Raw genomic sequence first — 12,878 nt, 5'->3', positions numbered from 1 at the left:
CTGTGACGGTTTCACCATCAGCCAACGCATTAAAGTCTGGATTGATAACGCTGTAGGTACCATCAGCACTGATAGTGATGATCGTATTAGCCGGATCAACAACACCCAGTTCACTGTCATCAGTAGTCACTGATTCTTCAACAAGGCTGAAGGTATGAGTATCGGTGGTGTCTTCATCGGTGACAGACAAAGAGCCTTCAAACTTAGCCGATTCCTGACTGTTTTCTTCCAGAAGATCAGTATCCTCTGAAAGTTCTGCCAGTGTAACATCGGTCACTACGGGCTGGTCGTTTACGCCTTCAATAGTCACCGTAGCTGTATTTGCTACATCTACAGTGCCGTCATTAACGTTATAAACAAATGTTAAAGTGATACTTTCTGAATCGGCCAGATAATTGAATTGCGCCGGATCCAGTAACAGCTGGCCCGTTTCATCATTAATAGCAAAGGTGATATCGGATTCTGGAGGTACGCCTGAGGCTACGTTAACAGTCACAGAGTTGACATCGAGGTCATCACCATCAACATCGGATGCCGTCTGGAGCAGTTCTATCGCCAGAATGGCCGAGTCTTCATCGGTAGACACCGGCCCAATCGGTTCTGCGGTAGGCGCATCATTTACAGGGTTTACAGCCACAATAAATGATTGAGAGCTGGCTGCCTGGTCTCCCCCGTTCAACTCGGTAGCCGTGGCGACAAAGGACAGTGTCAATGAACCATTGAAGTTCAGTGGCGGTGTAATCGATGCCGATGACAGGTCCCATTCTGTAACATCTATGGCACTGCCATCCGCAATCACCGTGAGTGTTCCATCGCTCAACACTGAGCCTTCAGGTACACCGGTGAGAGAAAGGGTCAGAATTTCTGAACCATCACTGTCCACCAGTGTTGCACTGAGACTCAGGCTAATGGCGGTATCTTCATCGCCAATCACATTCTGAACGGCTCCCGTAGGGGCAATAGCCTCAACATCCGTTATAGGCAGATCATCTTCATTGTCATCAAGCGGAGCTGTATCTTGTAAAGGCTGAAGGGGAATAAAACTGTCGAAGTCAGCCACTGCCTGAGTTGACTGGCTGTTGAGTTCCAACAGTACGCCTTCATCCAGGCCTCCACTGTCGTCTTCTCCGGCCGCAGGTGGTGGTAAATTTTCCAGATCAGATACGGAAAATGATGACTCTGATATCCCACCCTCATTGCCAGACAGAGCAGCAAGAATATCACTGATTTCTTCGGGACCCGTTTCTCCGGCAAAACGAAATCCGTTCTCTTCCAGATATTCGGCCAGGCTGAGGCCATCACCCTCGTAAAGGACAATGACTTTGCCATCGATCATATCGATATGGGCAACACCGTCAGAGCCAGTGATAATCTGCTCATTTAAACGAACACTGTCACCAGCAGAAAGAACACGCTCATTGCCCTGTGGGTCCCTGGCAGTAACTTTACCGAGAGCCAGGTGTAAAGATCCTACTTCCGTTGCAGCGGTAGCCATCTAGAAATTCCCTCTCAAAAACGTTCATTATTCTTGTTTTGACGACGACATCTGACTTCCTGTCTTCTATGTTTAGCGCTCACTGAAAGCCAGCTGCCTCGCACGCAGCACGGGTTTCAGAAAATAACTTAAAAGTGTTTTTTTACCGGTCAGAATATCAACAGTAGCCACCATCCCCGGTATCACCGGCTTGCCATGGGACTCCTGGCCAAGATAATTCTGTTCCGTTTCCACCAGTGCCAGATAGAAACTGTCACCGTTTTCCAATGTGGTAGTGTCTGCACTGATGTGCTTGACCTTACCCTTGAGCCCACCGTGTACCGTGAAATCATAAGCAGTGAAACGCACGGTTGCCTGCTGTTCAGGATGAAGAAAACCGATGTCTTCTGGACGAATTCGAACTTCCACTTTTAAACTGTCTTCCAGGGGGACAATGTCCAGCATTGCCATACCGGGCTGCACAACACCCCCTTCGGTATTGAGCATGATTGATTTAACGATGCCATTGACCGGTGAACGTACCCGGGTTCTCTCAACACGATCGACTAACGCAGTTCCACTGGCAGTCAGTTCATTCATGGAAGAGAGTATTTCATTGAACTCCTTGCGGGCTTCATTGATGAAGTTCAGTTCAACTTCCGACATTCTCTGTTGAGTTTCACGCATCATGGCTGCAATTCTGTCCAGACTCTTAACCGCCATTATGGCTTCGCCTCTGACATCACTGACCTGACGTTCAATCCTTAATAATTCGACTTTAGAAACCGCACCTTCCTGTTCAAGAATGCGGGTCATCTCCAGCTCCTGATTCAGCAAGGATTTTCTGCGATTTAATAACGACTCTTTGGCTTGTGTTTCTTCCAGCTGTTTACGTTGCTGTTCTAACTGTTCCCGATAGACGCCAGTTTTACTGTCCTGCTCCTTTTTTCGACTGTGGTAAAGAGCTGATTCAGAGACAGCCAGCTCAGGAAACTCATCTTTTAAGGTGTCCGGCGGTAAAAATTGCTGAGCCTCTATTTCTGCCAGTAAACGCGCTTTTCTCATTTTCAGGGCCGTTAAGCTGGCATTCTGTTCATCGAGGTTCGAAGAAAATCGGGTATCATCCATAATCAGAAGAATCTGACCTTTTTCTACAGTCTGACCTTCCCTGACCTTGATCTCAGAGACAATGCCCCCTTCAAGATTCTGAATGGTCTGCACTCTGCTGGAAGGAATGACCTTGCCATCCCCTCTTGCTAACTCATCGATTTCGGCAATAGCAGACCAGCCCACAAAAAAAACCATAGCCAGTAAGCAAAGCAACAATACGGGTCGACCCCGGGTTTTAACCCGTTCATCCAGTTTGGCTCGACAATCATCAAGATAGAGTTGCCTGTAAGGTTGCTGCGAATCAGACATCAGGCGAACTCCCTATCACGTGAATCCATTTTGACTTCTTTTACAGGGCTGGATTCCATACTGTCTTTAATGCCCGCTACCCTGCCCTGATCCAGAACAATGACTTTATCTGCTCCGGTGACCAGTGACTTCTTATGGGTCACTATCAAAATGGTTTTATCTTTCAAGCCCGAAAGAGTTTTAATCAGCTGAGCTTCAGATTGATTATCCATAGCACTGGAGGGTTCATCCAAAACCAGAACGGTTGGATCACCCAATAAGGCTCTGGCAATTCCAATGGACTGAATCTGACCTCCTGACAGATTTCGACCCGCTTCACCTACCAGAAAATCCAATCCCTGAGGGTGGGCTGAAAGAAGGCTTCCCAAACCGGCCTGTTGTACCGCCAGAATCAAAGCTTCGTCAGAAATGCCTTGCCTGCCCATCAGCAGGTTGTCTCGAATAGACCCAGAGAAAAGGGTGACAGTCTGGGGAACATAGCCGATCTGATTTCTTAAAAAAGCAGGATCTATCTGACGTATATCCACATCATCCAGACTGATACAGCCATCGGAAGACTCCCAGAGCCCCATAATCAATTGCAGCAAAGTGCTTTTCCCGCTTCCCATCCTGCCAAGAATGGCGACCCGCTCACCAGGCTGAATGTCCAGAGAAATATCTTTTAGAAGCGGTGGAGAATCGGGGTAGGAAAAGCAGATATGATCGAAGCGAATTTTACCCAGGCAGGTTTCAGGCACCAAGAAGTGCCTGTCGCGCGTTCGTTCCTGAGGCAGTTTCATCAGTGAGTCGGTATAATCCAGAGCCTGTCGGGTTCTCTGAAACTGATTCAGCAATCCAATCGATTGAATGACAGGTGCAGTACAACGCCCTGAAATCATCATTACGGCAATCAAACCACCCATGGACAATGAGCCAGAGCCGATCAGATACACCCCGGTAGAGATGATCAGAATGGTGCCCGCTTGCAGAATAAAGGTCGCTGTCTGGCTCGAATACAGTTGTAGCTTTCTGACCTTTAGATTCAGCTCGGCCAGTTTTCGATTGAAACGCTCCCAATGATACTGATGTTGACTCTCAGCAGAAGAAGCCTTGATCGTTTCAAGCCCCAACAGCGTTTCAAGAAGAAAAGATTGTCTCTGACAGGAAGCCTGCTGACTGGTTTCAATCGCTTTCTGGAGCGGTGAATTAATGAAAAAGGCAATACCGGCTGCCAGCAGCATGCAGACCAGAGGAATAACCACCAGCACAGGCGCTATCCAGGCAATCAATGCCAAAAACAAGAGCACAAAAGGCAGATCAATCAGCGTGAGAATGGTAGCCGATGTCAGAAACTGTCGGATACTGTCAAATTCAGCCAGATTATTCATAAAGCTGCCAGTAGCGCCAGGACGAGCAGCTAACTTGAGACCCAAAATTCTTTCGAGCAGGTGGGATGACAATCGAATATCAATCTGCTTTCCAGCCTGATCGATTGCATTGGCACGGATTAGTTTAATAGCAAAGTCGAAACTGAAAGCAATTAACACACCGGCCACCAGCATCCAGAGTGTTTCATAAGCCTGGTTGGGCACTACACGGTCGTAGACGTTCATGACGAATAAGGGACTTACCAGAGCAAAAAGATTGACCATAAGGCTGGCAAGCAACACATCTCTATAGGTGCCCCAATAAGGAATAATGGCTTCACGAAACCAGCTATAAGTTCTGGTTGAACCTTCTTTAGAAGACTCCTGATGACTATCTGGCTGAGCATCTACCGTTATTAAATAGCCTGAATAAACACCTTCAAGTTGTTGAAGTTCAATCTCTTTTCTTTCTTTACCCGGAGTACTGACAACCGCTTTATGAGTTTTAGTATCGACTCTGTATACAACGACAGCGGTATCGTTGAGCATTAATAAAACCGCAGGAAGATCACTGCCAGATAATGACTCAAGGGATTGTTCAGACAGAGAGGAATCAAGCCCTGCCCTGTTCATGGCTTTTTGAAAATCGGAGGGTAAAAGATTGCGTTCTGAAAAAGGAAGTCCGGCAAGCAGTGTCTCAATACTGACATCACAATGAAAGTAATGCGTAATTTCTTCCAGACACTGAATCAGAGGATCGTTTTGACGATCGACATCACCACGGTGAATCAGGCTCATGAGCTCAGAAAATCCCTGCACATCAATGCTGCAGCAGGAGCTGCAATATCTTTATCCTTTGTATACAGCTAACCCCAAGTCACTACACCCTGATAGTATACCGTGTGACAATGTTCACATATTGACATGTTAAAATTTCAGTTGAAAGATCTTTGTCACACTAATTTAAAGATTTATTGGATTTTTTTCTTAAATTGTTTGTTCAATTAATGAAATGCTCGGGCATTCGAGACGTACAGTGCATTTATCTTTCATCAAACGGGAAGCTCAATGCTAGATTACCGGATGTTTCTATAAGGAGGGGAAAAGCACGATCGAAATAGAAACGGGTTGTATTAAAGCCGTTTTACAATAGTCCAGTACCGGCAATTGACGACTCTGCTATTGCTCTTCGCATCAGAATATTTCGAACCCACTCTTTTTCCACTGTACTGACAATACCAGCCTGGGCAGACAAGCCAAAATTCTCATATAAAGACTCTCTGAGCTCATCGTAGTATTCATGGAATCGGATGCTGGCAGGTTGGTCTGAAATATAATGGGTCAGTGCTCTCTGAAAGCCTTTGAATTCTCGGCTATAGGCACCCACCACAAAGTCATTGGACGCCTTTCTTAGACGGACTGCTTTATTTTTATAATACGAACGTTTCAAGGTACCGTCTGCATCGATCACCTGACTGAAAGCCTCTCCAGCTTCACTATCCAGAACCTCTTTTTTTCGGGCAGCCTGGATGAGTGATTCTGGCAGTGTCAGTATTTTACCCTTACCCGCCCATTCCAGCAGTTCAATAGCGCTGTCGCATACTCCAGCCCAGTAACTCTCCAAATCAACACTTTCCAGTGCTTGACTGATGCTGCTGGAGGAATACCCCCGGAAGGCATCCATCGCTTTAGGCAGTTCAGACACTTCGTACATGCCAATATGATAGAGTTCGGAGGCAACATTTTTGAACCCGTCCTCAATTGACTTCCTGTTTTTATCACTCAGTTCAACAGGCCGACTAAGAAACACAGAGTCTGTCATCTCTTCTTCTATATCATCCAGTTCAAGGCTGTAGCTGGAGGTGCTGGTTAAGGTATCTATCCCGGAATCTTTACTGTCCTGATGTTTTATCGGGTCATGAGGTAATCCATGACGCTTATCCGCTTTAGAGCCTTTATCTGAATCCGACGGCAGGGAAGTTAGCTGAGGGTCGACCTCTTCAGGCTCGAGCGCTTCGGTTTCATAAGAGGAAAAGTGTCGTGAATCCTTGCGTGTTTTAGCGTCACGCATCCATCGCTCTTTCTGGCTGGAACGAGCCGTCAGCTTTCTGCCTCTCTGCTTTCCTTCAGAAGAGCTGGATTTCTTGGGGCCAGGACGGCTTTGTGGTTGAACCGGACCTTCAGGCGGCGTGCCACCAATAGACATAGCGAACCCTGATAGTTAACGCTTGTTGAACTAATCGGCAGAAAACACAAGAAATAAAGCAACCATCATGCCAGCTAACTAAAGCTTTTATGGGTATTTATCAGAAGAAAGACGATAGGAGGCTGTTTAAAAGAAAATGGAGGCGAGTACCGGAGTCGAACCGGTCTAAATGGAGTTGCAGTCCACTGCATAACCGCTTTGCTAACTCGCCTTTTAGAATTGCTTTCATGATCTGAGCAGATCTTATTGAGATAAAAGCCTTTAAAACCAATGACTTCCGAAAGCTGGCGCTATTCTATGGGAGAAACTGACAAATGACAATGCTTTTTTATAAGGAATACCCATCGAGCAATGCCATAAACGACTAAGAGCCTGGCTACTTCCTGCCTTAATACCGGCATTACTTTCCCATCATCCAATGACAAAGATCCATCTTGACTAAACTTGCCCCCAACATCTGCCTGAAGGTTGTAACCCGCTATGGGGTCTTTACCTGAGAAAACAGCAGTCCACCCTGCCAGGGGATACTTGCTGGCTATCCTGCTTGCCGCCCTGATCTTCGGGTCTGTGATTGGGTACCGTCATTATATGGAATACACGACTAACCGTTACCTTAGCGAAAAGAAACCTCCCGCTGTACCGGTGACGGCTTACACCATTACTCCTCAATCCTGGCAGCCTTCCATTAAAGCGGTAGGTTTTATTGAACCGGTTCAAGGGGTGACCCTGTCCATAGCAGAGTCAGGCATTATTAATGAGATTCACTTCAAATCTGGCCAATGGGTGGAGGAAGGAGAGGAAATCCTGGAGCTGGATTCAACGGTAGAAAAAGCCAACCTGGCCTCTTCTGTGGCTCGCCTCTCAGCAACAAAACAGACTCTGGAACGCACCAGAATCCTGTTCAAAAAAGGCAGTGCTCCGCAATCGGATCTGGACAATGCCCTGTCGGCTTATGAATCCCTTCTGGCGGATATAAAAAGTCTGAAAGCCACTATCGTCCGACGCAGAATCGTAGCGCCCTTTTCAGGTTCTCTGGGTCTTAGAAATGTTTATCTGGGCCAATACCTGCAATCCGGAGAGGCGGTCACTGCACTGGAAGACTGTTCAGCCATGCGCATGAATCTGACCATTCCACAGACCCAGCTCTCTGAAGTTACCACGGGCATGCCCATTCAGATAACAACCGACGTGTACCTCGGTAAAGTCTTTAGTGCCACATTACTGGCTATTAATCCGGTTGTGGATGTGGACAGTGGCACCATACAAATACAGGCGACAGTGCCCAATGCAGACCGGTTATTGCGCTCCGGCATGTATGCCACTGCAGAGCTGATACTGCCCAAACAGAGTAATGTCATTGTCATTCCCCAACCCGCCATTAATTTCACGCTGTATGGTCAGATGGTGTACGTGATCGAGAAAAAAGAGAAAACACTTCAGGTTGAGCAGCATGATGTTGTGGTATCAGACCACAATGGCAAACAGGCACTGATCAGCAAAGGCTTAAAGGTTGGCGAGCAAATCGTAGTAACCGGCCAGGTTCGACTGGCCAATGACACACCGGTTTATCTGGTCAAAAAATCCCTGCTCGATGAAAACCAGCCTGTACCCAGGGACTGAGGCGTACCACCATGAAGTTTACCGACGTTTTTATCCAACGCCCTGTCATGGCGGTGTCCATCAGTTTGCTCATTCTGATTCTGGGGCTTCAGGCATTAAACAAACTTCAGGTCAGACAATATCCGCAGATGACCAACACCACCATAACGGTATCAACCAGTTATTACGGTGCTTCAAGCGATGTCATTCAGGGATTTCTGACCCAGCCACTGCAACAAGCCATTGCAGAAGCCGATAATATTGATTACCTGCTTTCAACCAGCAGTCTTGGCTCCAGCTCTATTCAAGCGGTCATGAAAACTGGCACCAACCCCGACGCCGCTCTGACCGAAATCATGGCTAAGGTCAACAGTGTCAAATCACAACTGCCGCCTGAGGCCAAAGAACCCCAGATAGAAAGCTCTAACGGTGAAGATTCAGCCACGCTTTACATCAGTTTTATTAGCAGGCAAATGAGTCGCGCGCAGGTGACCGATTATTTAAAACGCAATGTCGTGAATCGCCTGGTGACCCTTTCAGGTATTTCCTCGGTACTCACCTATGGTCCGGAGTTGTCCATGCGGCTCTGGCTGAACCCTGAAAAAATGGCCAAGCACGGACTCTCTATCGATGAAGTCAACAATGCTCTCACAGCCAACAACTATCGGGCCGCTGCCGGACAAATCAAAGGGCGGTTTAACCTTTACGACATCACCATCAATACTGACCTGAAAAGCCCAAAAGAATTCGAACAATTGATTATTGCCCGCACTCCGGAAGGTTTAATCCGCCTGGGTGATATTGCAGACGCGGAATTTGCGGCCATGACATCCACCACTAACGCCAGTCTGAACGGAGCCAGCAATGTCGTTCTGGCCATCAACAGTACGCCCAGCGCCAACCCCCTGGATGTAGCCAAAAACGTCAGAAACCTGCTACCGGATATTGAGAAAAACCTGCCTGGCGACCTGCAAATGAGTGTGGCCTATGACGTGTCTGTCTACATTCAATCTGCGATTCGGGAAGTACTGCAAACCATCCTGGAAGCCAGCCTGATCGTGATCATCGTAATATTTCTGTTCATGGCCAATATCAGGGCCATGCTCATCCCTGTGATCACCATTCCTTTTTCTCTCATCGGGGTCTGCCTGGCCATGCAGTACCTTGGCTTCTCCATCAATCTGCTGACTCTGCTGGCCATGGTGCTGGCCATTGGATTGGTGGTGGATGACGCCATTGTGGTAGTAGAAAATATCCAGAGACATATAGAAGACGGTATGCCGCCTTTTGAGGCCAGTATTGTTGGTACTCGCGAAATCGCTTCTCCGGTCATTGTTATGACCATCACTCTGGCATCCGTTTTTACCCCCATTGCACTACTGGGGGGAGTCACAGGAGCTCTTTTTCGAGAATTCGGCCTGACTCTGGCCGGTTCCGTGATGGTTTCGGGCGTAGTCGCCCTCACTCTCTCTCCGGTTATGTGTGCCACCCTATTAGGGGTCTGAAGCCCAATGGAACGAAAAGTTACTATAAGTTCTTCAACCCTTGAAGTTACTGGCTTCAAGTCATTCGTCAGTCTCATTTAATGGCCTAAGCCCGCCATTCGAAACCAACTCTGACAAAGTAAAGGAGTACTGCCCCAACATATTGACATGACCTATCGGCAGTGGTGATAAGTGAGCAACATCCTCGTCTCGAACTGGGTATCCCTGATTTCTCAAATGATCCAGCGAAGCCTGCATGTAGATTGTATTCCAAAGTATGACGGCGTTTGTTACCAGTCCCAAGGCTCCCAATTGATCCTCCTGACCTTCCCTGTAGCGTTTACGGATTTCTCCTCGCTGCCCATGACAAATCGCTCTGGCGACAGCATGGCGAGCCTCCCCACGGTTCAGCTGGTTTAGTATGCGACGGCGATAATCTTCATCATCCACATAGTTCAGGAGGTAGATTGTTTTGTTAATCTTTCCTACTTCTATAATGGCTTGCGCCAGGCTTGATGGTCGATCACTTTTCAGGAGAGACCGGATCAGCTCTGATGCCTGAACAGTGCCAAGCTTCAAGGAACCTGCTATTCGTAACATATCGTCCCAGTGCTGCTCTATTTTCTTCGCATTGATGCAGCCTCGGGCAAGCTCATCCAACACTCCATAATCTGCTTCTTTATCAATACGCCAGAATATAGATTCGCCTGCATCCGCCAGCCTGGGAGAAAACTGATACCCCAGCAACCAGAAAAGACCAAACACCAGGTCACTTGCTCCGGCGGTGTCCGTCATGATTTCCATCGGCTTCAAGCCGGTTTGCTGTTCAAGCAGCCCCTCAAGCACAAACATGGAATCGCGCAGGGTTCCCGGTATCACAATGCCATGAAAACCGGAGTATTGATCTGAGATAAAGTTGTACCAGGTTATTCCCTTATTCGAACCGAAATATTTGCGATTCGGACCTGCGTTGAGGGTTTTTATGGGAGTCACAAAACGCATTCCGTCAGCAGAGGCGACTTCTCCACCTCCCCAATTTTGAGCCAGCTGGAGTGTAGCCTGATAGTCAACCAGTCTCGCATTGGCCTGTGTCAGCGTTTCCGCTCGAAGGTAATTCTGTTTTACCCAACTGAGCCTGTGCCTGGTCAGTGCTGGTACATTGGTTTTGATGAACGGTTCCAGCCCAATATTACAGGCTTCTGCAAGCAGTACGGCACAGATACTGACGTTAAGGTTTTCTGCACGGGCATTGGCTTCACTGACATGATAAAACTCATCTGCAAAACCTGTATGTGCATGAATTTCAAGCAAAAGCTCAGTGAGGTCTACCTTTGGTAAGAGACCGGCTACCTGTTCTCTCAGTTTAAGCAAGCTTTCAGGTTCTTCTGCTTTATCCAGTTGCGTGATCGTCAGAGACGGATTCTTGCCAGAACTATCCACTCTGACGGAATCGTTATCATCAAAGTTTGCAGCCACTCTTTTGTAGGCTGAATCCAGCTGTTCTGCCAAGCTGTCTATGGCTTCCTTAGAATCAGCTGAGTGTCCGAGGGAACGACACACCTGAGCTTTATGGGTTTTCCATTCTTCTGGCTGGAGAAGCTTTGCTCTGGGGTCACCCCATCGGTCACTGTTCTCGACATAAACATCGCGACGACGAAGGCTGTCCTGGAGCTTGTCCAGAAAGCAAAGTATGTAGGCTCGTCTGTCAATGCGTTCATCTTTGTCAATAACCAGCCGTTTCCAGGGGTTTGAAATAACGTCCGAGGGAGGGTTTTCAAGAAATTGTTTTTTGGAGATTCCGTGTTTAACCAGATAGTTCAGGGCTTCAAGTGTTGGCTGTCCTGCCGGTGCAGACTTAAACGCAACATGTTTGAAAAGTTGGGGGAGAAACCGTCTCACCCTGCCATATTGGTCAACCATTTCATCATAAAATTTATCATCCGCAGGGCGAACCAAGCTGTTGATGGTCTCGATGGATTTTTCCAAGAGTTTTTTGGAGTATAAGGAATAGATCGCTTCTCTCAACTCCTCGTTATCCGTTTCCTCATCAAGAATTAACGAACAGACAGAAGCGAGAGTCAATGCAGACCGGTCAAGGTCTTTCAGGGTTCTCAGCCGCTCCTTTTGCCCTATTTTCTTTGCCTTGCCAGCAATGTCAGTAATCAGAAGATCGAGCACATCCAAAGCATCATCCAGTGCCAACACTTCATAGGCTTTGACAAAAGCAAGCAGAACAGCCGTTCTTTTGTCTTCAGGCATACGGGCTATTTTGTAGACAGTCGCTGCGCTGGCATATCTTGCCAGACCCTTCAGCCGGACAGGTGGAATTCGGGAAAAATCCAAACCTCCAACATGCAGGTCCCGTAATCCCTGATAGCGAAGAATGGCGGTATTAAATGCAGGGCCGCTAATAGACACAGGGCCTTTTCGGTACTGATCAAAGTAGGATGCTCTGTGACCGCTGGGAACCTGTAATAATGACTCCAGTTTTGATTTTTGCCCGTCATCTGGAAGTGCTGTCAGTCTCTGCCAGAGCTGATTTTCAACACGCTCCCTGATCTCTGAAACCAGTCTAGTCAGCGTGGTCACTCCAGGCAATAGAACCTTGTTTTGCACCAGCCAAGAGGTTGCAAAGTCAAATAGCAGACTTGGTCTTTCATTGCTGATCCAGGCACGGCTGTATAGCAACCGGCTCAACCGGAATTTCCAAGGGGGCGCGTTAAACTCTTTATACCCGTAGATCTCCTGTATTTCTGCACTATGGGCATAGCGTGTCGGCTTGCGAAGCATGTACTTGGCAAGACTATTTGTGTCCACAATCCCCAGCTGCTTTGCAACAAAATGAATCGCCCCAATGGGAACTTGAGTTGGGTTTGGCAGGAAAGTACCAAGGAAACGAACCGTTGAAAGTTGCAGAGCATAACCCAACCGGTTATACCCACCCCGACACTTGTTGATCAGAGCGAGATCATTACTGTCGAGATGAAAATATCTGGCAAGCTGGGCTTCGCTGGGCTCCCCTGAAAAACGGGCATAGCGATTCTTTTGCTCTTCCGTAAGAAATTCTACTGGCATACAGCTTTGGCTTATTATGAACGAAGATATCGATATAAGGTTTGACGACTGATTCCCATATCCCGAGCAATCTGGGCTTTCTTATCACCGTCTGCGACTCTCACCTTGAGTGAAGAAATTTCTGAAGCAGACAGGGTTTTCTTTCTCCCTCGATGTATAGGAATTTCAAAGCACAGGTAGAACACCTTTCGTCGTATAGTTTTGCCGGATTTTCCTGAGAAGCAGTCAGGCTGTTTTCCCTGATTCTAAAAAACATCAGTTTTACAGGTAATGCA

Annotated in this window: 7 protein-coding genes, 1 tRNA gene and 1 pseudogene; 2 read left to right on the top strand and 7 right to left on the bottom strand. The window is 47.5% G+C overall.

Annotated elements, in window-relative coordinates:
- From ACR2PX_RS25215 to ACR2PX_RS25195, 5 genes are all read right to left on the bottom strand, one after another.
- The coding region (locus ACR2PX_RS25215) for an Ig-like domain-containing protein (protein ID WP_434002111.1) at positions 1–1,495 on the bottom strand (1,495 nt) is incomplete at its 3' end.
- A gap of 72 nt (positions 1,496–1,567) precedes the next feature.
- Positions 1,568–2,893 (bottom strand): HlyD family type I secretion periplasmic adaptor subunit, encoded by a 1,326-nt coding sequence (locus ACR2PX_RS25210; RefSeq protein WP_434002110.1) that lies wholly within the window; start codon positions 2,891–2,893, stop codon positions 1,568–1,570.
- Entirely contained in the window at positions 2,893–5,037 is a 2,145-nt protein-coding gene (locus tag ACR2PX_RS25205) for a type I secretion system permease/ATPase (protein ID WP_434002109.1), read from the bottom strand. Before ACR2PX_RS25205 ends, ACR2PX_RS25210 begins: the two co-directional genes overlap by 1 nt.
- Positions 5,038–5,383: 346 nt before the next feature.
- Complete coding sequence (locus tag ACR2PX_RS25200; protein WP_434002108.1) at positions 5,384–6,445, bottom strand: hypothetical protein; 1,062 nt, start codon at positions 6,443–6,445, stop codon at positions 5,384–5,386.
- Between the two features lie 137 nt (positions 6,446–6,582).
- A tRNA-Cys gene (locus tag ACR2PX_RS25195) sits at positions 6,583–6,656 on the bottom strand.
- Between the two features lie 269 nt (positions 6,657–6,925).
- On the opposite strand from ACR2PX_RS25195, the gene ACR2PX_RS25190 reads away from it, so the two are divergent.
- Positions 6,926–8,065, top strand: a complete 1,140-nt coding sequence (locus ACR2PX_RS25190) for an efflux RND transporter periplasmic adaptor subunit (RefSeq protein WP_434002107.1) — start codon at positions 6,926–6,928, stop codon at positions 8,063–8,065.
- An 11-nt stretch (positions 8,066–8,076) separates the two neighbouring features.
- On the top strand, positions 8,077–9,549 hold the full coding sequence (locus ACR2PX_RS25185) for an efflux RND transporter permease subunit (RefSeq protein WP_434002106.1): 1,473 nt from the start codon (positions 8,077–8,079) through the stop codon (positions 9,547–9,549).
- 50 nt (positions 9,550–9,599) lie between these two features.
- Here the strand turns inward: ACR2PX_RS25185 and ACR2PX_RS25180 are convergent.
- Both ACR2PX_RS25180 and ACR2PX_RS25175 read right to left on the bottom strand, forming a co-directional pair.
- Positions 9,600–12,603, bottom strand: a pseudogene (locus ACR2PX_RS25180) (Tn3 family transposase); the annotation flags it as partial.
- Between the two features lie 14 nt (positions 12,604–12,617).
- Positions 12,618–12,788, bottom strand: a complete 171-nt coding sequence (locus ACR2PX_RS25175) for a helix-turn-helix domain-containing protein (protein ID WP_434002105.1) — start codon at positions 12,786–12,788, stop codon at positions 12,618–12,620.
- Between the last annotated feature and the right edge of the window lie 90 nt (positions 12,789–12,878).

The organism is Endozoicomonas sp. (assembly GCF_051008435.1).
GTDB lineage: Bacteria > Pseudomonadota > Gammaproteobacteria > Pseudomonadales > Endozoicomonadaceae > Endozoicomonas_A.
Note: the sequence above shows the minus strand (reverse complement) of the source record. Positions and strands in the feature narration are given on the sequence as shown.